Source organism: Sulfurospirillum sp. 1307 (genome assembly GCF_054408545.1).
In genome coordinates, this window is sequence record NZ_CP176011.1 from 1,236,419 (window position 1) to 1,257,778 (window position 21,360).

Below are 21,360 nucleotides of genomic sequence, written 5' to 3' on the forward strand. Positions count from 1 at the left end.
TCATTTAATACACTTCATCATGCGTTCCAATATCAAGGAGAATTATCTCATTTTCTTTTATTACAAAATCAATAACAACTCTATACTTTATAGCTATAGATATACTTTGATACTCTTTTAGTTGTCCCTGTAATTTATGTAATCTTAAAGATGGATGATAAGGATCCACTTCAAGAAGTTTTATAGCTTTTATATATCTATCTAAAACATCAGGATGTTTTTTAATAAACTTTTTTAATTTTCTAAAATACTCATCAGTCCTGATGATTTTATAGAGCATCTACCAACTCTTTTATATGCTCATCTGAACTTTGAATTTTAAACTTTCCCTTTTCAATGTCTTTCATAGCTTTAATATAAGCAATATCAAGTTCATTAGCTCTAAACTCTTTATATCTTTCTATATCAATAACAACAAACCTATCTTTACCTCTTACATTAATAATTAGCTCATCAAATTTATCTAACATTTTATTAAATATAGATACTCCGTTTTTTTTAACTTCATTTGCAGTTATAGTCATAATAGTATCCTTAAAAGTACTTTTTAAAGTATTATAGCATAAAAATAGAAATTAATCTTTTTTATTTACTTTAAAAAACTTCATTAAGTGCAATATGTTCAGCTCTTGCTAGAAGCTCTTTTGCACCATTTTTAATAAATTTTCTAGCTAACTCTTCACCTCTTGTTTTGTATTCATTTTTATTACATGTAAATTCTTCAGATATAACTTCAGAGCCATCAGGAAGTCCTAGAAGTGCTCTTACATGTACATCATTACCATCTACTTTTGCATTGATTCCAATTGGAACTTGACAACCACCTTCTAGTACCTTTACAAATTCTCTTTCTATTGTAGTTTCAATCATAGCTGTTTCATCAGCTAAAACTGAAACAATCTTTTCCACTTCAGGGTTATCAACGATTTCTATACCAAGTGCAGCTTGTCCCATAGCAGGAATCATAAGCTTTTCATCTATCGGAGTGAAGTATTTTATCTCTTCTTGAAGTCCAAGTCTTTTTATGCCTGAACTTGCTAATATAATAGCATCATACTCTCCATCTTTTAGCTTTTTTATTCTTGTATTTACATTTCCTCTAAGGTTTTTTATAGTTAAATCTGGTCTTATTTTTAAAATCTGCATTCTTCTTCTAAGACTAGTTGTTCCAACAACTGCATTTTGAGGTAATTCTTCTATAGAAGCGTATTTTTGACTCAAAAGTGCATCTCTTGGGTCATGCCTTTTAGTAATAACTGCAAGTTTTAAACCTTCTGGAAACTCCATAGGCACATCTTTTAAACTATGAACAGCTATATGAGATTCACCTTTTAACATTGAAGTTTCTAACTCTTTTGTAAAAAGTCCTTTTCCTCCAATTTTAGCCAAAGGAGTATCAAGAATTTGATCACCTCTTGAAGTCATAGAATTTATCTCAACCGTTAAATTTGGATGAGCATCTTCTAAAAGCTCTTTTACATGATAAGCCTGCCAAAGTGCTAATTTACTCTGTCTTGTTGCAATGATTAATTTATCCATTATACTACTTTACCAATTTTTTATATTCATTTCTTGTTTTATCAAACTTTTCATTAACAAAAAGTCTTGGTGTACCCATAAGACCAAGTGCATTTACTATCTTCATATCTTCTTCGATACTTTTTATAAATTCTGGTTTATTTATATCCTCTAAAGTAAACTTAGTTCCCATAACTTTATTAAAAGCATCAAGTGTTTTTTGATCATTTTTACCACCTTCAATATCAAATGCTTCTTCATAAACCTTCAAATCTACATCTTTAATTCCCAATTTCTTAGCAGCCAAACTAGCTTTTATGAGTGTTTTTGAATTTGGATGAATATTTAATGGAAAATGATAATAATAAAGAACAAAATCTTTTGGATGAGATTTTACAAACTTTATAATTTCAGGCATAAATCCCATACAAAATGGACAAAGAGGATCACTAAATACAACTAGTTTGTTTGGAGCATCTTTAGTACCATAGATTATGTTTTTATCATTATAGTATTTTGGATCGAAGTCCATAACAAATTGAGTTTTTATACTTCTTCCATTATTTATATCAATTAAATCTCTAGAAATAACTTTACCATTTGTAAAAATTTTATCAGAAATTGTTATATTTTTATTTTTACCTAAAATCTCTAAATCAATCTTTACAAAATATACTTTCCACCCTTTCATAAACTCGACATCTCTACTTCCATCAAGTCTAAAATCTTTGATCTTGTAACTCTTAGTTGGAGCAATAGTTTTTTTCAAAAACCTTAGTATTTTATCTTCGGTACTGTTCGCACTTAAAAAACTAATACTTAGAGTTATAATCAATAACTTCAACATCAATGATTTCATCATCATCCTTTCTTTGATTTATGTTATGTATATCTTCTATGTCAATATTGTCTTTTACATGTAGAATTTTTCTAGCAAAAAGTGTTGCAAAAAATCCAAACTGTAAAAGGATTCCTAGTATATCTGTAAAAAAACCTGGAATTATTAGTAAAAATGCTCCTAATAATGTAAAAGCATTAAGTTTTTGAAACTCTGACATTGATATAGTTCTTTTTTGTAGCGCCATCATACTCTCTGAGAGTGTATTTCTAAAATTTGCAAGTATTACAAATCCAACTAAAGCTGAAAAAATAATCTCTAAAAATGTAGCAAATGCCCCAATAGCAGAAGAGATATTGACACTTACAAAAACCTCTAATGCAATGTAAATTAAAAAATATATCAATCTAATAGTTCCTTTATCTTATGTTCAATTTCATCTACATGTAAAGATGTTTTAACAAGAGTTTTTCTATCAACCAACTCTACTAATCCATCTTTTAGATTTTTTCCAACAATAATAGCATATGGAAAGCCCATAAGCTCAAAATCTTTCATTTTTGGACCAAATCTATCTTTTCTATCATCTAGCAAGACATTATATCCCTCTTTTTTTAACGATTCATAAATATTTTGGGCAAATTCAAGCTCATCTTGATTTTTTATGTTTGATACAATGATTTCTAAATCAAATGGAGTAGTTTGGAGATTCCAAATACAACCTTTTTCATCATGACTAGCTTCAATCATAACAGCTACTAATCTACTAACTCCAATTCCATAACATCCCATATAAAAAGGTTTTGATTTTCCATTTTCATCTAAAAATGTAGCTTGCATTGCGGAGGCATATTTATCACCAAGTTGAAATATATGTCCAACTTCAATTCCTTTTGTTATTTCTAGTTCACCACCACAACAACTACACTTGTCTCCAGCTTTTACTTCAACCAAATCTTTATATCTTGACTCTTTAAAGTTGAACATACCAACACCTACATTGTGATAATCAACTTCATTTGCACCACAAATTAGGTTTTTCTCTTCTTTTAATTCATTGTCTATAAAAAATTCTACATTTTCAGGCAATCCAATTGGTCCGCAAAAACCTGCAACTAATCCTGCTTCTTTTATCTCATCTTCACTAGCATCAACTAATTCAAGTGCACCACAGGCATTTTGAGCTTTTGTTTCTTGAAGATTATCATTTCCTCTTACGAAGAAAACAACAACCTCTTTTTTATCCTTATAAATTGCCTTTTTAATTACTGCTTTGATAGTATAAAACTCATCTACTTTAAAAAAGTCTGCAACTGCATCAATTGTATTTGTATTTGGTGTATGAAATTTTGCCGCATCTGCTTCAGGAGCATCTGTTGTACTTGTTCTTTTTTGTCTTTTTGCAGCTTCTATGTTTGCTGCGTATTCGCAATTTTTACAAATGACAATATCATCTTCACCATTATCAGCTAAAACCATAAACTCTTTACTTCCACTTCCGCCAATAGCTCCACTATCAGCCTCAACAGCTCTAAAGTTTAGTCCAAGTCTAGTAAAAATTTTTCTATAAGTTTTCTCCATCAAATCAAATTCAGCTTTCATTGATTCTTCATCTGCATGAAAACTATAACCATCTTTCATGATAAATTCACGACCTCTTAAAAGCCCATATCTAGGTCTTGCTTCATCTCTAAATTTTGTTGTAATTTGATATAGATGCAAAGGAAGTTGTTTGTAACTTGTGATTCTATTTCTGACCATATCAACTACTACTTCTTCATGAGTGGGCCCTAAAACAAAATCATTTTGCTTTCTATCTTTAAATCTTAAAAGTTCATTCCCAAAAACATCAAATCTTCCACTTTGTTTCCAAAGTTCTGCTGGAGTTACAACTCCCATTTGAACTTCATTTGCTCCTGCATTATCCATCTCTTCTTTTACAACATCTCTAATCTTATCAAGAACCATTTTACCAAGTGGCAAGAAATTATAAAGTCCACTTCCACACTGCTGTATAAATCCAGCTCTTATTAAAAACTTATGACTTGGAAGCGTTGCATCTTTTGGTGCTTCTTTAGTTGTTGGGGCAAAAAGTCTACTGAATCTCATCGTTTTCCTCATTTTTTTTATTTTTATTTTCAATATCCATATAATATTCGCATCTATACGTATTTAACTTTTTAATACTTTCTTCATCCATTTCAAAAATTTCTTGAATTGATTGTACTATAGTATCAGCTTCAGGTTTTTCTGCTAATTGTTTTAATTTTTTTGTAGGAGTATGCAAAAAAGCATTAAAAGCACAATGAAGAATTTTTTCAACAGTCTCTTCATACTCTTTTGGAATGTATCCTTTTTTAACTGAACGTTTTATCTCTTTTTGTGAACACTCTTTTGCTTTTCCTCTTAATTCTTTTATAATTGGATCAATACTTAAAGTTTGAAGCCATTTAAAAAATTCATTTGTAGATTTCCCCACGATTGAGTAGGCAACTCTAGCTTGTTCTTCTCTTAGAGCTAAGTTTTTGGCAACAATCTCTTCTAAATCATCAACTGCATAAATACTAACTCCATCCATACTAAAGTCTTCAATATCTCTAGGTACTGCAATATCAAAAAAGTATCTCTCAAATTCTCTTACTTCAACCATGTCTTTTGTGATTACAGTATGAGGAGCACCAGTTGCACTAAAAATCAAGTTGTGACGGTTAATAAGCTCTTTTAAATCAGAAAAAGGAGCAACACTAATCATATCACCTAAATCATCAGCAATTTCTTTTGCTTTCTCTAGACTTCTGTTAACTATGATTACTTTTGCACCATGAGTTATGAGATGTTTTGCGGCTAAAACACTCATCTCGCCAGCACCAACTAAAACAGCCGTATACCCACTGATCGAGCCTAGTAAATCTTCTGCTTTTGAAACAGCAACACTTGAAACTGAGATTGGATTTCTTGAAATTTCTGTACTAGCTCTAACTTCTGCAGCACACTTAAAAGTATGATGCATTGCTCTACTTAATTTTTGAGAGCAGTAGCCATGATCAACTGAAAATCTAAATGCATCTTTTAACTGACCTACGATTTGTGTTTCACCAATAACTAAGCTATCAAGCGAGGAAGCTACTGAAAATAGATGATGGATTGCTCCATTGTCTTCGTAAATATCTGCTCTTCCTTCTAATTCATCTTTAGAGATATTTGAAATATGAGCTAATTTTTCAAATATATATTCAATAGAAGGATCAACTTCACTAACACTTGCAATGATTTCAACCCTGTTACATGTAGATAAAATAATTGTTTCATTTATCGAGTTACATTTACTAAGAGTTTCTAAAAAATTTAATCTTTTTTCCTCATTTGCAAAAGATAGTTTTTCCCTTACTGAAATATCAGTGTTTTTATGTGTAAAGCTTATGGTTAAATAATGCATTAAAATTCTCTTTCAATCATGTCATTTATAATTTTCTCTAATTCTGGTAAATTCTCATCTTTTATAGACTCAAGTGCTTCAATACCTAATTTTTTTGCATACTTTATAGATTCTTTTATTGCATTTGTTTCATTCATTTTATTAAGTATCCATTCACTCTCTTCTTTGCTTAACTCTTTTGCAAACAAAGATTGTAATTTTATCTTATCTTTTTCATTTAGTTGTTGATACATGTAGATATAAGGAAGAGTTGTTTTTCCTTCTTTAAAATCATTAAGTGCAGGTTTGCCTAAAATTTCGCTAGAACTAGTTATATCTAAAACATCATCAATTACTTGAAAAGCAATGCCTAAATTTCTACCATAAGTAGCATACTTTTCAATATCTCTTCCACTCAAAATTGCACCACTTATTGCACATGCTTCGATAAGTGAAGCTGTTTTTTTATAGATCATATCAAAGTAAATTTCTAAATCATCATTAAACTTTTTTGCAAGTTCTACATCTAAAAGCTCACCAACTGAAAGCTTCGTAACCGCACTTGAGACCACTCTTGCAACCTCAATTGGCAGATGAGTTAACATCTCAAAACCTTTAGAGTAAAGTATATCTCCAAGCATGATTGCAGTTAAATTTCCAAATTGATGATTTATAGAAAGAACACCTCTTCTAGTATCAGCTTCATCGATAACATCATCATGGAGTAAACTTGCTGCATGAATTAGCTCTACTATACTTGCAAGCTTTATAGCTTCGTCACTTTGATTTGCAATCTTGAGTATCAATTTGGCTCTTAATCTTTTGCCTTTAGGAACTTTATCAAAAAGCTCTAAACTTTTAGAATCTCCAATAGATTCAATGTAACTTCTCATATGTAATTCAACTTTGTCTAACAAATTTTCCTGCCTCTATTTTACTTTTTCAAATTTTACTAGTATTCTTTTGTTTTTGTCACTTATAAATATATCAAAATCTACTACTTTTTTCTCTTGATTTATGTCAGATAAAACCAAATACAAATAAGTTTTATCAGCAAATCTATCAATTCCATCATTTAAAAGATTAATTTTAACTCTATCTAAAGAGCGTTTTTTATATAAAATATATTGATATGGATGCCCTTTAAAATTCAAAAGTACAGTAACTCTATCTTTTACATTTAAAGTCCATCTAAAAAAAAGATCAAAGCTCTTTTGTCCTTTTGATTCTGAAGTTCCAACGACAACATGTGCTATTTCATCTTTTTTTAGGCTATATCTATATGAAAAATCCCATGCTTGCAGGTTAAGTGCAAACATCAAATAAACAAGAACAAAGGCTTTCATTATTCATTCTGTGTAAGAATATCTCCTACAGTTGATATAAAAAAATCAATTTTTGCATTATGAACTGCATCTTGATTTTCAGCTTGTAAAACACTCAGTTCCGCTTCTAGATTAAGTCCATGTTCTTGTGCAAGTTTTTCTAAAAGCATTTCCATTGCTACATGTCTTTCAACGTGCTTTTCTAAAGCATCTTCAACTAAATTTTTATTTGCATGGAATAATATATCGAAAAATTTACTTCTGGGACTTCCTACAAAAAAATCATCTTCATCTTCATATAACATCTCTATCCTTATACTTATCTATTTAAAAGTATGGATTATAACACAATCTTAAAAAGAGTATCTTTAAAATGAGTAAAAATTTCCTTATATTAAAAATAAACTCTAAAGTAATCAAAATTGATTGATTTTTAATTAATTTTATCTTAAAATGAATAAATAAGACTAATACTTAAGATGGGAGTAACATATGAAGACACTAGACTTTAGAGATATGCCAGTTCCAAAACCTGTAATACTAGCTAAAAATACGATAGATGAGTTACCAGAAGATGCATCAATTACTATCATAGTAAATTGTGAAATGTCTGAAGACAACATCTTAACTTATGCTCAATCAAAAGGTTTTTTTGTTAGACGCGAAGAAAAAAGTGCTGGAGTATTTATAACAATTGCTAAAAATTTTAGCTGTGACATTGACTCTCATTTTTCAAAGCAAAAAGAGATTGAAAATTGTGCTTTTATTATAACTCATGACTGTATTGGAAAAGGCCTTCAAGGTGACACTTTAATGCAAGAGTTTTTAGATTCTATACTAGCTCAAAAAGTAATCCCTTCAAAAATAGTGTTTTTAAATCAAGGTGTGAAACTAACTTGTCTTGACGAAGAAAGTGCAACAATTAAAACATTAAAAAAACTTGAAGAAAAAGGAGTTAACATATTAGTAAGCCTTACTTCATTAAAAGAGTTAGACCTTCACAAAAAGAATATAATTGGAAGAAAAGTTTCAATGTATGAACTTGTTGAAATCATGATCCATCAAAAAACTTCAACAATATAAACCCCTAAATATTAGTATCTACATATTATTTTACATAAAATATTTTGTATAATTTTACTTTATTTTCTACAAATAACGTTATGATGAAAAAGTTCCACTAAATCAAAAACTAATCTACTAATATGCTTTTTACCTAAATCATTTATATCATATTTTGGTGAAAATTCAGCAATATCTAGCAGTTTAATTTTATCACTATATTTACTAAATAGATGATTTAATATATCTAAAACCAATCCAAATTCAATCCCTCTTGATGCCATTGCACTTACTGATGGAACTTGATTTGAACAAAATACATCACAATCAATACTTATGTAAATGTACCTTTTACCTTCTAAAAAAGTATCTATTTTTTCAATTGTATCTATTAGATTTAAATAGTTAATTTCTTTATCTAAAATATATCTTACATGTAAATCATTTGCCCTTTTAAAAAGTGCTTTAGTATTTGATGCTTTACTAATACCAAGTACCATATAATTAAAATCAATATTTTGATTTTTACATGTAAGCGCAATTTGATTAAAAGGAGTGCCACTAGTCGAGCTTTTTGCTTCCCTTAAATCAAAGTGAGCATCAAAATTAATAATAGCAATATCTTCTTTATTTTCAAGTGCATTAAACATACCCAAAAAACTACCAAGTGCTACTTCATGCCCTCCTCCAATGATTATTGGAAAATGAGAATTTTTTAAAATATATTCTACATGTAAAGCCAATTCTTTTTGAGATGTTAAAAGGTCATCCTTGTAAACTACATTTCCACAATCATATAAATTTAAATCATCAAAATGCCAAGCTAAGCTTCCAAGTGCCTTTTTTAACTCATCTGGCCCCTCTTTTGCACCAACTCTTCCTAAATTTAGATTTATGCCTTCATCACAGCTAAACCCTAAAATACAAATGCCTTTTTTAGCACTATTATAAGGAAAATCTAAAAATTTAATTTTTTGATGAAATCTAAGACCTAAGTCTCCATCATTTTTATCAACTCTTCCACTCCATAAATCTTTAATTGGCTTTTTATACATGTACTAATTCTCCATTATATACACTAAAGATTACATTATTAGGCCTATATGAGCAAATCAAATCTCTTGGATGTTCTATATCCCAAACTACAAAATCAGCATCCTTACCCTCTTCTAAGCTTCCTTTTGTTTTTTCAATTCCAAGTGCAATGGCAGCATTTATTGTTACTGCTTTAAAAACTTCTTCAACTCTCAATCCAAAAAGAACACTTGACATATTCATCATAAGTTGAAGAGAACATAAAGGAGATGTTCCAGGATTTAAATCTGTTGCAACTGCCATTTTTACATTATGCTTTCTAAAAAGCTTAATTGGAGGCATCTTTGTTTCTCTTAAAAAATAATACGCTCCTGGAAGCAAAACAGCAACTACACCATTTTTTGCCATCTCTTTTATGCTTTCTTTATCAATGTATTCTAAATGATCACTACTTAAAGCTTTAAATTTGGAGGCTAGTTTAGTAGCTCCCATATTACTAAATTGTTCGGCATGAATCTTTATATCCAAGTTTAATTCTTTAGCTTTAGTAAATACTTTTTTTGTTTGCTCAAGATTAAATGCTAAATGCTCTGTATATATATCAATAGCATCTACATGTAGAGCAACTTTAGGCATCATCTCTTTACAAAGATAGTCTATGTAATCATCGGCTCTATCTTTAAACTCAGGAGGAACTGCATGAGCTCCTAAAAATGTTTTAACTATCTTTACGGGGAAATTACTCTCAAGCATTTGCATGATTTTTATCATTTTTAATTCACTTTGCAAATCAAGCCCATATCCAGTTTTTATCTCAACTACACTTACTCCTTCTTTTATAAGAGCTTTGAGTCTTTTTGCTGAATTTTCATATATCTTTTCTATACTTTCTTGCCTAGTTGCTTTAATACTAGCTATTATCCCTCCTCCACTTTTAGCAATGCTAGCATATGTCTCGCCATTTAGTCTTCTTTCAAATTCATCTAAACGGTTTCCACCATATACTAAATGTGTATGACAATCTATCAAAGAAGTAGTTACAAGCTTGTTTTTTACATCTATTATATCTTTACATGTAGAACTATCAAAATCTTTCATTTTGCCAATATACGCTATCTTTTTATCTTTAGTAGCTATAAAAGAGTTGTTTTTTTGAATAAAATGTCCGTTTTTATCTAACTGTATTATTTTTGCATTTATCCAAGCTTTATCAAAATTCATGCTTTACCTTTTAATTGTATTGACAATTAATTTAATTGTATATATAATTTTATCATAAAAAAATAAAAAAGGATAGAAAATGGGTGAAAAAAGAGTTATAAAAGCTCCAACTGGTACAAATCTAAACGCCAAATTATGGCTAACTGAAGCACCACTTAGAATGCTTATGAATAATCTTGATCCAGAAGTTGCAGAAAGGCCTGAAGATTTAGTTGTATATGGTGGCATAGGAAAAGCAGCTAGAAATTGGGAGTGCTACGATAAGATTGTAGAAACTCTAAAAAGGCTTGAAGCAGATGAAACTATGCTAGTACAATCTGGAAAACCTGTTGGTGTTTTTAAAACTCATGAAAATGCCCCAAGAGTACTCATAGCAAATTCAAACATCGTTCCACACTGGGCAAATTGGGATACATTTAATGAACTAGATAAAAAAGGGCTCATGATGTATGGCCAAATGACAGCTGGAAGTTGGATATATATAGGTAGCCAAGGAATAGTTCAAGGAACATATGAAACATTTGTATCTATGGCTAAAAAACATTTTGCAGGGGATTTAAGTGGAAAGTGGATACTAACTGGTGGACTTGGTGGTATGGGTGGAGCTCAACCACTAGCTGCTACAATTGCAGGAGCTTCTATGCTTGCAGTTGAGTGTGATGAGAGTAGAATCGATATGAGAATTAAAACTGGTTATTGTGATTATAAAGCTTATAGTTTAGATGAAGCTCTAAATCTCATAAAAGATGCTACTAAAAATAAAAAAGCTATTTCAGTTGGACTACTAGGCAATGCGGCTGAAATTTATAGTGAAATTCTTAAAGGTGATTTTCACCCTGATGCTGTAACTGACCAAACTAGTGCGCATGATCCTTTAAATGGATATTTACCAATAGGCTGGAGTTTAGAAAAAGCAAAAGAATTAAGAAAAAGCAATCCAGAACTTGTAGTAAAAGAGGCAAAAAAATCTATGGCAATACAAGTTGAAGCAATGCTTGGTTTTCATAAGCTTGGAATTCCTACATTTGATTATGGTAACAACATAAGGCAAATGGCTTTTGAAGAAGGAGTTAAAAATGCTTTTGATTTTAAAGGTTTTGTACCTCTTTATATAAGAGATTTATTTTGTGAAGGTGTTGGACCATTTAGATGGGCTGCACTTAGTGGTGATCCAGAAGATATTTACAAAACTGATGCTAAAATGAAAGAGTTATTCCCTGAAAATAAACATTTACACAATTGGCTAGACTCAGCAAAAGAAAAAATTCATTTTCAAGGACTTCCAGCTAGAATATGTTGGATTGGTGCTGGAGAGAGAGAAAAAGCTGGTATAGCATTTAACGAGATGGTAAAAAATGGAGAACTAAAAGCTCCAATTGTAATTGGTCGTGATCATTTAGATAGTGGCTCTGTTGCATCTCCAAACAGAGAGACTGAAGGAATGAAAGATGGAAGCGATGTTGTTTCAGACTGGGCTTTTTTAAATGCTCTTTTAAATACAGCAAGTGGTGCAACTTGGGTTAGCTTACATCATGGAGGTGGTGTTGGTATGGGATTTTCTCAACATGCTGGAGTAGTTATAGTAGCTGATGGAACAGATGAAGCTAAGATAAGATTACAAAGAGTTTTAAGTAATGACCCAGCTACTGGAGTCATGAGACATGTAGATGCTGGATATGAAATAGCTAAGAAAAAAGCAAAAGAATTAAATTTAGATCTTCCAATGATGAAGGATTAAAATGAATAAATTACACATAATTCCTGGTAAATTAACACTTCAGGATTTAAGAAAAGTAAGTAAAGAGCCAACTTTTGTAACTTTGGATGAAAGTGCAAAAGAGAAAATACAAAAGGCTCAAGAAACAATTTTAAAGATAGTAGATGAAGAAAAGACTGTTTATGGTGTAAACACCGGGTTTGGCTTACTTGCTAATACTAAAATAAAAAAAGATGACTTAGAAGACCTTCAAAGAAGAATCGTTCTCTCTCACTCAGCAGGCGTTGGAGAATATATTGATGATAGCACTGTTAGATTAATGATGATTCTTAAAATAAATTCACTAAGTCTAGGCTATTCTGGAATCAGATTAGAAGTAATCGAAGCATTGATAAAACTCATTAATGCCCAAGTTTATCCATGCGTCCCTAAAAAAGGCTCAGTTGGAGCTAGTGGTGATTTAGCTCCTCTTGCTCATATGAGTGCAATTCTTCTAGGAAAGGGGTATGTAAGATACAAAGGTAAAATTCTAAAAGCTAGTGAAGGCTTACAAATAGCTGGACTAAATGAGTTAGAATTAAAAGCAAAAGAAGGTTTGGCTCTATTAAATGGAACTCAACTATCAACTGCTTTTGGTTTAGAAGGACTTTTTTTAGCTGAGGATTTATTTGCAAGTGCAATTGTAGTTGGCTCAATGACAACAGAAGCTGTTTTAGGCAGTAGAGCTCCTTTTGATAAAAGAGTACATGAAATACGAGGACATAAAGCTCAAATTGATACTGCTAAAATGTATAGAGATATGCTTAAAGATGAAAGTGAAATTGCTTTATCTCATAAATATTGCGATAGAGTTCAAGATCCATATTCTATCAGATGTCAACCTCAAGTAATGGGGGCTTGTTTAAACCAGATAAGAAATTCAGCCAAAACTCTTTTAACTGAAGCAAACGGAGTTACAGATAATCCTTTGATATTTGTTGATGAAGAAGATGTCATTAGTGGTGGTAATTTTCATGCTGAACCAATTGCTTTTGCGAGCGATAATTTGGCTTTAGCAATTAGTGAAATTGGAGCTTTGAGTGAGAGAAGAATGGCTCTATTGGTTGATAAACATTTAAGTCAATTGCCTGCTTTTTTAGTTGAAAATGGTGGTATAAATTCAGGTTTTATGATAGCTCAAGTAACTAGTGCAGCACTCGCAAGTGAAAATAAATCTCTAGCTCATCCAAGTAGCGTTGATTCACTACCTACTTCAGCAAATCAAGAAGACCATGTTTCCATGGCTACATATGCAGGAAGAAGACTTAAAGATATGGCTGAAAATACTTCTAGTATATTAGGGATTGAACTTTTAGCAGCTGCTCAGGGTATGGATTTTAGAAAACCTAATAAATCAACAGATCTTATTGAAGAAGCTAAAAAAATGTTAAGAGATGAGGTAGAATACTACAAAGAGGATAGATACTTCACAGATGATATGGAAAAAGCCATAAGCATCATTCGTTCAGGTAAGTTTAATAAATTTTTAGATAAAAATTTAATACCTAGTTTTTAAAATAAAATTAAAAGGAGTTTTATTACCATGAAAAGACCTTTATTTGAAGAGATAAAAGATTTTATAAAAAATAAAATCAGGCAAAAGGTTTATCAAGATGGCGATAAAATTCCAACTGAGATGGAATTAGCTAAACTTTTTAATACAAGTAGACAAACAGTAAATAAGGCATTAAGAGATTTAGCTAATGAAGATATCATTGAAAGATATCCAAGAAGTGGCTCTTTTGTAAAAACAAAAGTTCCTCATACTTCAGTGTTGGATTTAAAAAATATTGCCTTAGAAATAAATGAAAGAGGAAATCAATACAGCAATAAACTCATTAGGCTTGTAACTACAAAAGCCAATGAAAATGTAGCAAAAGCTCTACATGTAGTAATTGACCAAGAGGTATATACCTCTTCAATGATTCATTATGAAAATGGAGTACCTGTTAGATTTGATGAAAGATATATTAGACCTACTTCAGCTCCAGAGTATATAAATCAAACATTTGAAAATGTTACTCCTGCTGAGTACTTACAAGAAAACTGCCCAGTCCAAAAAGTTGAAAACATAATAGAAGCAGTAATGCCAAATGAAGAGATTCAAAAATATTTAGAAATTTCTAAAAATGAACCTTGCCTTAGAATTTCTAGGATTGTAACTTCTGAAGGAAGAGTTGCTACATATTCTAAATTATATTATCCTAGTAGTAGATACAAATTAAGTTCAACCTTTAGCTCTAACTAATTCTTACTAAAATAGTAAACTTTAAAATAGCCTATATTTAGGTGTTTTTGTAGTATCCAATGCTTATTTATAAGTATATTTATCAATTTACTTGACATTAAACTCAATTTATCATATACTTTCAATATCAAAACGAAAAATAAACTCGTAAAATAAAAAAGGGAAAAAAATGAGACAAGAGACTTTAGCACTTCATAGCGGTTATGAAAAAGGAGATTTTGGAACTATGGCTGTTCCTTTATATCAAACAACAGCATATGATTTTGGTTCAGCTGATCGAGCTGCTAATCTGTTTGCATTAAAAGAGTTAGGACCAATTTATACTAGATTAAATAATCCTACTACTGAAATATTAGAAAACCGTTTTGCAAGTATTGAAGGTGGTAAAGCTTCTCTTGCAACATCAAGTGGACAATCTGCTATCTTCTTTGCTATTGCAAACTTGGCTGAAGCTGGTGATAATATAATCTTAGCTAAAAAGGTATATGGAGGTTCAACAACACTTCTTACTCATACTATAAAGAGATTTGGAATTACTGCTAAAACATTTGACAGTGATAGTGCTGATGATTTAGAAAAACTAATTGATAATAAAACAAAAGCCATATTTTTTGAATCACTCTCAAATCCTCAAATTGCAATTCCAAATATAGAAAAAATTGTTCAAATTGCAAACAAGTATAACATTGTAACAATTTGTGATAATACAGTTGCAACTCCTATTTTGTTTCAACCAATATCTCATGGTGTAGATGTTGTAGTTCACAGTACTAGCAAATATACAACTGGACAAGGACTTGCACTTGGAGGGATTATAGTTGAAAGAGATGGTCTAAATGATAAACTAATTGGAAATAAATTATATCCACAATTTAATGAGCCTGATGAGAGTTATCATGGTTTAGTTTATGCTGATCTTCCATTTCCTCTTTTTACACTAAGAGCTAGATTGTCTTTACTAAGAGACATTGGGGCAACTCCATCTCCATTTAACTCATGGTTATTAATTCAAGGCTTAGAAACTCTACATGTAAGAATGAAACAACACTCACTAAATGCACTTGAAGTTGCTAAATTTTTAAAGTCTCATCCTAAAGTAAAAAAAGTTTCTTATCCAGGATTAGAAGGAGACGAGCAGCATGATAGAGCTAAAAAATACTTTAAAGATGCATTAACCTCTGGGTTATTGAGTTTTGAAGTAGAAGATTTTGATACTGCTAAGAAGATTCTTGATAGTACTAAAATATTTAGTGTGGTAGTAAATATTGGTGATTCAAAGTCTATTATAACTCACCCAGCTAGCACAACGCATATGCAAGTTCCAGCTGATGAACTTGAGGCTTCTGGTATCAAGCAAGGCTTGATTAGATTAAGTATAGGGCTTGAAAATCCAGCAGATTTAATAGATGATTTAACTCAAGCTATGGATGCTTAAGATGGCACTTATATCTTCAAAAGGTATCTATGGTCTTAGTGCCATGTATGAGCTGTCTTTAAAAAAAAGCAGTAAACCAACTCAGATTAAGGATATATCTAAAAATGCAAAGATACCTCAGAACTATCTTGAGCAACTTTTAGTTATTTTAAGAAGAGCAGACTTGGTTGTAAGTGTCAGAGGAGCTCATGGAGGCTATTTTTTGGCAAGAAAACCTGAAGAAATTAGTATAAAAGAGATTTTAGTTGCACTTGAGGGAGATTTAAGTGTAACTGAATTTGATATAGAAAATCCTGTATTGAAACTATTTTATGAAGAAAGTAGCATAAAACTGAAAAAGATTTTTGATCTTTCCTTGAAAGAGTTACAAGAATATGAAGATAAGCTGACAAATCAAATCAGCTATATAATATAAGGAAATAAAATGAAATATGCAAATAATATGACAGAATTGATTGGAAATACACCATTGGTAAAGCTAAATGATGCTTCAAACGAAACTAACTCAACAATATTAGGTAAATGTGAATTTCTAAACCCAACTCATTCAGTAAAAGATAGAATTGCATTTAATATGATAAAAGATGCCTTAGATAAAGGACTTATTAGCAAAAAAAGTGTCATAGTAGAACCAACTAGTGGAAATACAGGGATTGGATTGGCCGCAGTTTGTGCTTCTTTTGGATTAGAATTGATTCTTACTATGCCAAGTTCCATGAGCATTGAAAGAAGAAAACTCTTATCAGCACTAGGAGCAAAACTAGTTCTAACTGAGCCAAAACTTGGTATGAACGGTGCTGTTAACAAGGCAAAAGAGATAGCAAGTGAAATTGAAAACTCTTTCATACCACAGCAATTTGCAAATAAAGCAAATCCAGAAATTCATATAAAAACAACAGCTGAAGAAATTTGGAGAGATACTGATGGTAAGATTGATGTATTTGTAGCAGCTGTTGGAACTGGTGGAACTGTTACAGGAGTTGGCTTGGTACTTAAACGAAAAAATCCAAATATAAAAGTTATTGCAGCTGAGCCAGATTTATCACCAGTTTTAAGTGGAGGAAAACCTGGACCTCACAAGATACAAGGAATTGGTGCTGGTTTTGTACCTGATATTTTAGATAAAAGTGCATTTGATGAAGTTATTCAAGTAAAATACGAAGATGCAGTTGAAACCTCAAGAAAATTAGCAAAAAAAGAGGGTTTACTTGTAGGAATTTCAGCTGGTGCAAATGTTTTTGTATCAAAACAAATCGCCCAACGAGATGAATTTCAAGGCAAAACGATTGTTACAGTTTTGTGTGATACTGGTGAGAGATATTTAAGTAGCGGATTATATGAAGAGAGTTAAACTCTCTTCTCAAATCTTCTACTAAAAAAATAACCTACTGACAATAAGATTATGGTAAGTAAATATATAAAACTGTAACTAGATACATACCTCAGTAAAACTCCACCTATAATAGGAAAAAACAATCCAAATGATGTAATTGTTGTTTGAAGAGCAGTATAGGTTGGTCTTTTTTCTTCTGGAGCAATTTCAATGACAAGATTCATTCCTGATATGCTAAAACCATCTATTGCCATACCAAAAAGTAAAAATACTGATGCATACATGTAAAGGTTATTTGCAAATAAAGCCACTACAAAAGATAAAATAGCAAATAAAAAGCTAAGAGATAGCATTTTTTCATAATCATGTATTTTTCTCCAAAAAAATGTACTTCCTATGATACTTCCTATCATTTGCACCATGATAAATCCACCAAGCATCCAACCAGTAAGAGTGAAGGATTTATTGGCATTTAAAATAACAAACGGCATCGCTAAGAAGTAGCTATATCCTAAGAAAATTACTAAAATTTGCTGTCTTAAACGTTTATCAACTTTTAAAATTTGTATAGAATTTTTCATAAATTCACTAAAGCTTTTCTCTTTTTTAGCAACATTTTCTTTAGGGCTCTCATCCATCATAGAAAAAGCTAAAAATCCTATACCCATAATAAAACTACTAAGCATGAAAAGGTAGGCATAATTCATAGGAGCATCAAAAGAAGATAAAACATAACCTGTTACACCACCACTTATAATAGAAGCTATTGAACTTGCAATTTGCCTATTTGCCATGGTTTTACCACGATATTTTTTCGAAAAAAGCTTTGCTTGAAGTTCTTTAAAATATATCGCTCCAAAACCAGCAGAAAATGAAAAGAAAAACAGTCCTATTCCAATACAAATAAGAGTTAAACTAGGATTTGAAGTTCCAAAGGTAAATATGCTAAAACCTATAAAAAACCAACTTGCAAATCTAAAGAAAAATACTTTTCTAAGTGATGGTAAAACTAATCTATAAGCTTGGGCATGGAACGCAGCATAAAGTTGTACTGCAATCGCTCCTCCTCTTAACAATGAAACATAAAGTCCAACAATAATCGCACTATCACTAAAATGGTGCACCATCAAAGGAAGTATCGTTGAAGGCTCAGCTATGGTAATAGCAAGTGACAAAAAAAATGCATGAGCAACATTTTTATAATTATTTTTAGGGTTATCTATCTGAAACAATTTACTAAAACCTCCATACAAGAGATTTTAGTGAAATTTTTAAAACTATTTTCATAGCTACTCATCAAATAAAATAATATCGTAACTATTTCTTCTTTTTACGATTGGGTTTTTTGTTTTAGTTCCACCTTTTAAAGTGTTAATCTCTTCTCTTAATTCATCAATTGTTCGCTCATACTCATCAAGTTTTTCTTTTAGCTGTAAAACAACATCAACTCCAGCTAAGTTAACACCCAAATCTCTAGTTAATCTTAAAATCATTTTGATTCTATCTATATCTCTTTGAGAGTATAAACGCATCTTTCCATCAGTTCTTGAAGGAGTAATTAAACCTTCTCTTTCATACTGACGAAGAGTTTGAGGATGAATCGTTAAAACTTTAGCTACAACACTTATTAGATACACAGGTTCATCATATCCATGCATACTTATACTCCTTATCTAGTTAGTTATTTTCTGGAAGCTTTTGTTTCATTAATTCTACCAAATCTTCATCTAAATCTTCAATATTTGGCAAAATTATATTTGCTTTAAGATATAAATCTCCCTTGTTTCCACTTTTTCTATTTACTGCACCATAATCTTTAACTCTAAATTTTTGATTATTTTTAGTCCCTTCTTTAACCTTTAAAGTAATCTCTTTATAAAGAGTATTAACTTTTACTTTTCCACCAAATAGTGCAGTTTTTAGTGGGATATCTATAATTTTAGTTAAATCATCTCCATCTCTCTCATACTCAGGCGATTCACTTACTTCGACAATTAGGATCATATCTCCTCTTTGCCCTTGATAACTCTTTCCCTTACCTCTGATTCTAAGTTTCTCACCATCTTTAATTCCAGCTGGTATCTTAACATCAAAACTTTCACCAGCATAACTAACTGAGTGTTTACCACCCAAAACTGCTACATTAAATGGTATTGTAATTCTAGCAGTTATATCAAGATCTGGCATTCCAAAACCACCATTAAATGATGATCCTCCAAATCCACCACTACTAAAACCACCACCAAAACCTCCAAAACCACCACCACCGAACATTGCTCTAATAATGTCATCAAGGTTTGCTGAACCTTGTGAACTAGCAAAGTCATGGAAGTTTTGACCACCAAACATATTATCACCGTATTGATCGTATTGTGCTTTTTTCTTTTCGTCACTTAATATTTCATAAGCTGCATTAATCTCTTTGAATTTTTCTTCGGCATCTTTGTCTTTGTTTATGTCTGGATGATATTTTCTAGCCAGACGCCTATATGCTTTTTTTATTTCATCTGTGCTTGCATCTGGGGATACTCCCAATGTATCATATAAACTCTTACTCATCCTTATCACCTCTAATTATAATTTTTAATCCAATTTTAGGATCTAAACTTTTATAGTGATTATAACATAAAACTTTAGTCTATGTCAATCAACTTTATAATAAATATTTACATAATATTAACTTAATATTAACTTATGAGGAATATAATTTCATTAATATAAAACATTAAAAGGAGTTCGATATGAATAAAACAATTTTAATTTCTGCAATCACAGCTATTAGTCTACTAGCTGGAAATATAGACATACAAAGCATGCCAGATAATCCAAAAAGAGTTTTTCCTTCAAATAAAGAAGTTGTATTATCATACAATAATGCTATAAAAGATATTAAACATAGTGTTGTAAATATAGCAACAACAAAAACCATAAAGCAAAATACTAATCAATTAAATGAAATGTTTAACAATCCATTTTTTAAAGATTTTTTTGGAGGAAATATCCCTCAATTACAACCTCAATCAAGAAAAGCAAGTGCTCTTGGTTCTGGTGTGATTATATCTAAAGATGGATATATTCTGACAAACAATCATGTTGTTGAAGGAGCTGATGAAATAGTTGTAACCCTAACTGGACAAACAAAAGAGTACAAAGCAGAGATCATAGGAACAGATCCTAAAACTGATTTAGCAGTTATAAAAATAGATGCTAAAAATTTAAAAGTAGCAAAATTTGGAAACTCTGATAGACTTTTAGAAGGTGACGTTGTATTTGCTATTGGAAATCCTTTTGGAGTCGGTGAATCTGTTACTCAAGGTATAGTCTCAGCACTAAATAAAAGTGGAATAGGACTAAATCAATATGAAAACTTCATACAAACTGATGCTTCTATAAACCCTGGAAATAGTGGTGGCGCACTAGTTGATAGTAGAGGTGCTTTAATCGGAATAAACAGTGCTATTCTTTCAAGAAGTGGCGGAAATAATGGTATAGGATTTGCAATACCTTCTAATATGGCAAAAAAAGTAGCAATTACACTTATAGAAAAAGGTAAGATTGAAAGAGGCTATCTTGGTGTATCAATATCAGATTTAAATAATGATTTAAAAGAAGTATATAAAAATGACCACGGTGCACTTGTTTTAAATATAGAAAAAGATTCACCTGCTCAAAAAGCTGGTCTTAAAATAGGTGACTTGATATTAGAAGTAAACAATAAAACAATAAAAGATGCAAATGATTTAAAAAATTATGTAGGCTCAATTGCTCCTGGAACAAAAGTAAGTGTTAAGTATGAAAGAAACTCAAAAGAAGTTCTAACAGAGTTAGTTCTAGCAAATATGGATAAAAACATAGATAAAAATAGTAATCTATCATATATTGAAGGATTGCAACTTGAAGAGCTAACAAGTAGTGTTAGAAAAAAATACCAAATACCTACTCATATAAAAGGAGTTTTAGTAAGTAGAGTTAAGCCTAATTCAAAAGCTTATAAAATTGGTTTTATGCCTGGAGATATTATAGTTCAGGTTGATCAAACTAGCATTAAAAATTTTGATGATTTAGATAAAGCATTAAGCAATAAAAAAGCTAGAGTAGTATTTATAAATCGTAATGGATATCATTTACCATTAGTTATAAAGTAATGATATGTTATAATCCTCTATCTTAAAAG

23 protein-coding genes are annotated in these 21,360 nt (G+C 30.8%); 8 read left to right on the forward strand and 15 right to left on the reverse strand.

Annotated features, from left to right (window positions below; translation table 11 throughout):
* Window positions 1-4 precede the first annotated feature (4 nt).
* From ACKGJI_RS06305 to ACKGJI_RS06350, 10 genes are all read right to left on the reverse strand, one after another.
* Window positions 5-280 (reverse strand): type II toxin-antitoxin system RelE/ParE family toxin, encoded by a 276-nt coding sequence (locus ACKGJI_RS06305; protein ID WP_458699439.1) that lies wholly within the window; start codon window positions 278-280, stop codon window positions 5-7.
* Window positions 270-524 (reverse strand): prevent-host-death protein, encoded by a 255-nt coding sequence (locus tag ACKGJI_RS06310; protein WP_458699440.1) that lies wholly within the window; start codon window positions 522-524, stop codon window positions 270-272. Before ACKGJI_RS06310 ends, ACKGJI_RS06305 begins: the two co-directional genes overlap by 11 nt.
* A 70-nt stretch (window positions 525-594) precedes the next feature.
* Window positions 595-1,539 carry a hydroxymethylbilane synthase gene (gene hemC / locus ACKGJI_RS06315; protein ID WP_458699441.1) on the reverse strand — a complete coding sequence of 315 codons (945 nt, stop codon included), beginning with the start codon at window positions 1,537-1,539 and terminating at the stop codon, window positions 595-597.
* Window positions 1,540-1,543: 4 nt separating this feature from the next.
* On the reverse strand, window positions 1,544-2,377 hold the full coding sequence (locus ACKGJI_RS06320; protein ID WP_458699442.1) for a DsbA family protein: 834 nt from the start codon (window positions 2,375-2,377) through the stop codon (window positions 1,544-1,546).
* Window positions 2,331-2,762 carry an FxsA family protein gene (locus ACKGJI_RS06325; protein ID WP_458699443.1) on the reverse strand — a complete coding sequence of 144 codons (432 nt, stop codon included), beginning with the start codon at window positions 2,760-2,762 and terminating at the stop codon, window positions 2,331-2,333. The genes ACKGJI_RS06320 and ACKGJI_RS06325 overlap by 47 nt, the downstream gene beginning before the upstream one ends.
* Entirely contained in the window at window positions 2,759-4,465 is a 1,707-nt protein-coding gene (locus tag ACKGJI_RS06330; RefSeq protein ID WP_458699444.1) for a proline--tRNA ligase, read from the reverse strand. The genes ACKGJI_RS06325 and ACKGJI_RS06330 overlap by 4 nt, the downstream gene beginning before the upstream one ends.
* Window positions 4,452-5,792, reverse strand: a complete 1,341-nt coding sequence (gene hemA, locus ACKGJI_RS06335) for a glutamyl-tRNA reductase (RefSeq protein ID WP_458699445.1) — start codon at window positions 5,790-5,792, stop codon at window positions 4,452-4,454. The genes ACKGJI_RS06330 and hemA overlap by 14 nt, the downstream gene beginning before the upstream one ends.
* A complete protein-coding gene (locus tag ACKGJI_RS06340) occupies window positions 5,792-6,664 on the reverse strand; it encodes a polyprenyl synthetase family protein (RefSeq protein WP_458699446.1) in 873 nt (290 codons plus the stop codon). The genes hemA and ACKGJI_RS06340 overlap by 1 nt, the downstream gene beginning before the upstream one ends.
* A 36-nt stretch (window positions 6,665-6,700) precedes the next feature.
* Window positions 6,701-7,117, reverse strand: coding sequence for a hypothetical protein (locus tag ACKGJI_RS06345; protein ID WP_458699447.1), 417 nt, complete (start codon window positions 7,115-7,117; stop codon window positions 6,701-6,703).
* The gene (locus tag ACKGJI_RS06350; protein ID WP_458699448.1) at window positions 7,117-7,401 is read right to left on the reverse strand and encodes a DUF2018 family protein; all 285 of its coding nucleotides are present in this window, start codon (window positions 7,399-7,401) and stop codon (window positions 7,117-7,119) included. Before ACKGJI_RS06350 ends, ACKGJI_RS06345 begins: the two co-directional genes overlap by 1 nt.
* A gap of 187 nt (window positions 7,402-7,588) precedes the next feature.
* Between ACKGJI_RS06350 and yedF the strand changes: the two genes are divergently transcribed.
* Window positions 7,589-8,179, forward strand: a complete 591-nt coding sequence (gene yedF / locus ACKGJI_RS06355; RefSeq protein WP_458699449.1) for a sulfurtransferase-like selenium metabolism protein YedF — start codon at window positions 7,589-7,591, stop codon at window positions 8,177-8,179.
* Window positions 8,180-8,238: 59 nt separating this feature from the next.
* On the opposite strand, the gene hutG is transcribed toward yedF, so the two are convergent.
* Entirely contained in the window at window positions 8,239-9,213 is a 975-nt protein-coding gene (gene hutG, locus ACKGJI_RS06360) for a formimidoylglutamase (RefSeq protein WP_458699450.1), read from the reverse strand.
* A complete protein-coding gene (gene hutI / locus ACKGJI_RS06365) occupies window positions 9,206-10,414 on the reverse strand; it encodes an imidazolonepropionase (RefSeq protein WP_458699451.1) in 1,209 nt (402 codons plus the stop codon). The genes hutG and hutI overlap by 8 nt, the downstream gene beginning before the upstream one ends.
* 79 nt (window positions 10,415-10,493) lie before the next feature.
* On the opposite strand from hutI, the gene hutU reads away from it, so the two are divergent.
* The 6 genes from hutU (at window position 10,494) to cysK (ending at window position 17,204) form a co-directional block, all read left to right on the forward strand.
* A complete protein-coding gene (gene hutU / locus ACKGJI_RS06370) occupies window positions 10,494-12,152 on the forward strand; it encodes a urocanate hydratase (RefSeq protein WP_458699452.1) in 1,659 nt (552 codons plus the stop codon).
* 1 nt (window position 12,153) lies between these two features.
* Window positions 12,154-13,686, forward strand: coding sequence for a histidine ammonia-lyase (gene hutH / locus ACKGJI_RS06375; RefSeq protein WP_458699453.1), 1,533 nt, complete (start codon window positions 12,154-12,156; stop codon window positions 13,684-13,686).
* Window positions 13,687-13,713: 27 nt separating this feature from the next.
* Window positions 13,714-14,418 (forward strand): UTRA domain-containing protein, encoded by a 705-nt coding sequence (locus tag ACKGJI_RS06380; protein WP_458699454.1) that lies wholly within the window; start codon window positions 13,714-13,716, stop codon window positions 14,416-14,418.
* Between the two features lie 169 nt (window positions 14,419-14,587).
* On the forward strand, window positions 14,588-15,853 hold the full coding sequence (locus ACKGJI_RS06385) for an O-acetylhomoserine aminocarboxypropyltransferase/cysteine synthase family protein (protein ID WP_458699455.1): 1,266 nt from the start codon (window positions 14,588-14,590) through the stop codon (window positions 15,851-15,853).
* 1 nt (window position 15,854) lies between these two features.
* Window positions 15,855-16,268: an RrF2 family transcriptional regulator gene (locus ACKGJI_RS06390; protein ID WP_458699456.1), complete on the forward strand. Its 414-nt coding sequence runs from the start codon at window positions 15,855-15,857 to the stop codon at window positions 16,266-16,268.
* A 9-nt stretch (window positions 16,269-16,277) separates the two neighbouring features.
* Window positions 16,278-17,204 (forward strand): cysteine synthase A, encoded by a 927-nt coding sequence (gene cysK, locus ACKGJI_RS06395; protein ID WP_458699457.1) that lies wholly within the window; start codon window positions 16,278-16,280, stop codon window positions 17,202-17,204.
* On the opposite strand, the gene ACKGJI_RS06400 is transcribed toward cysK, so the two are convergent.
* Genes ACKGJI_RS06400 through ACKGJI_RS06410 form a run of 3 tightly spaced genes read right to left on the reverse strand, consistent with a single transcriptional unit; the run spans window position 17,201 to window position 19,745 of the window.
* Window positions 17,201-18,418, reverse strand: coding sequence for an MFS transporter (locus ACKGJI_RS06400; RefSeq protein ID WP_458699458.1), 1,218 nt, complete (start codon window positions 18,416-18,418; stop codon window positions 17,201-17,203). The genes cysK and ACKGJI_RS06400 overlap by 4 nt on opposite strands.
* Before the next feature lie 57 nt (window positions 18,419-18,475).
* Window positions 18,476-18,844, reverse strand: a complete 369-nt coding sequence (locus tag ACKGJI_RS06405; protein ID WP_458699459.1) for a heat shock protein transcriptional repressor HspR — start codon at window positions 18,842-18,844, stop codon at window positions 18,476-18,478.
* A 19-nt stretch (window positions 18,845-18,863) separates the two neighbouring features.
* Window positions 18,864-19,745, reverse strand: coding sequence for a DnaJ C-terminal domain-containing protein (locus ACKGJI_RS06410; RefSeq protein WP_458699460.1), 882 nt, complete (start codon window positions 19,743-19,745; stop codon window positions 18,864-18,866).
* A 182-nt stretch (window positions 19,746-19,927) separates the two neighbouring features.
* On the opposite strand from ACKGJI_RS06410, the gene ACKGJI_RS06415 reads away from it, so the two are divergent.
* Window positions 19,928-21,331, forward strand: coding sequence for a DegQ family serine endoprotease (locus ACKGJI_RS06415; protein WP_458699461.1), 1,404 nt, complete (start codon window positions 19,928-19,930; stop codon window positions 21,329-21,331).
* Window positions 21,332-21,360 lie beyond the last annotated feature (29 nt).

Excerpts from the sequence above, each read along its gene's own strand:
- ACKGJI_RS06305 (WP_458699439.1), bottom strand. The coding sequence starts at position 280 with ATGCTCTATAAAATCATCAGGACTGATGAGTATTTTAGAAAATTAAAA.
- ACKGJI_RS06310 (WP_458699440.1), bottom strand. The coding sequence starts at position 524 with ATGACTATAACTGCAAATGAAGTTAAAAAAAACGGAGTATCTATATTT.
- hemC (WP_458699441.1), bottom strand. The coding sequence starts at position 1,539 with ATGGATAAATTAATCATTGCAACAAGACAGAGTAAATTAGCACTTTGG.
- ACKGJI_RS06320 (WP_458699442.1), bottom strand. The coding sequence starts at position 2,377 with ATGAAATCATTGATGTTGAAGTTATTGATTATAACTCTAAGTATTAGT.
- ACKGJI_RS06330 (WP_458699444.1), bottom strand. The coding sequence starts at position 4,465 with ATGAGATTCAGTAGACTTTTTGCCCCAACAACTAAAGAAGCACCAAAA.
- hemA (WP_458699445.1), bottom strand. The coding sequence starts at position 5,792 with ATGCATTATTTAACCATAAGCTTTACACATAAAAACACTGATATTTCA.
- ACKGJI_RS06340 (WP_458699446.1), bottom strand. The coding sequence starts at position 6,664 with ATGAGAAGTTACATTGAATCTATTGGAGATTCTAAAAGTTTAGAGCTT.
- ACKGJI_RS06345 (WP_458699447.1), bottom strand. The coding sequence starts at position 7,117 with ATGAAAGCCTTTGTTCTTGTTTATTTGATGTTTGCACTTAACCTGCAA.
- ACKGJI_RS06350 (WP_458699448.1), bottom strand. The coding sequence starts at position 7,401 with ATGTTATATGAAGATGAAGATGATTTTTTTGTAGGAAGTCCCAGAAGT.
- yedF (WP_458699449.1), top strand. The coding sequence starts at position 7,589 with ATGAAGACACTAGACTTTAGAGATATGCCAGTTCCAAAACCTGTAATA.
- hutG (WP_458699450.1), bottom strand. The coding sequence starts at position 9,213 with ATGTATAAAAAGCCAATTAAAGATTTATGGAGTGGAAGAGTTGATAAA.
- hutI (WP_458699451.1), bottom strand. The coding sequence starts at position 10,414 with ATGAATTTTGATAAAGCTTGGATAAATGCAAAAATAATACAGTTAGAT.
- hutU (WP_458699452.1), top strand. The coding sequence starts at position 10,494 with ATGGGTGAAAAAAGAGTTATAAAAGCTCCAACTGGTACAAATCTAAAC.
- hutH (WP_458699453.1), top strand. The coding sequence starts at position 12,154 with ATGAATAAATTACACATAATTCCTGGTAAATTAACACTTCAGGATTTA.
- ACKGJI_RS06380 (WP_458699454.1), top strand. The coding sequence starts at position 13,714 with ATGAAAAGACCTTTATTTGAAGAGATAAAAGATTTTATAAAAAATAAA.
- ACKGJI_RS06385 (WP_458699455.1), top strand. The coding sequence starts at position 14,588 with ATGAGACAAGAGACTTTAGCACTTCATAGCGGTTATGAAAAAGGAGAT.
- ACKGJI_RS06390 (WP_458699456.1), top strand. The coding sequence starts at position 15,855 with ATGGCACTTATATCTTCAAAAGGTATCTATGGTCTTAGTGCCATGTAT.
- cysK (WP_458699457.1), top strand. The coding sequence starts at position 16,278 with ATGAAATATGCAAATAATATGACAGAATTGATTGGAAATACACCATTG.
- ACKGJI_RS06405 (WP_458699459.1), bottom strand. The coding sequence starts at position 18,844 with ATGCATGGATATGATGAACCTGTGTATCTAATAAGTGTTGTAGCTAAA.
- ACKGJI_RS06410 (WP_458699460.1), bottom strand. The coding sequence starts at position 19,745 with ATGAGTAAGAGTTTATATGATACATTGGGAGTATCCCCAGATGCAAGC.
- ACKGJI_RS06415 (WP_458699461.1), top strand. The coding sequence starts at position 19,928 with ATGAATAAAACAATTTTAATTTCTGCAATCACAGCTATTAGTCTACTA.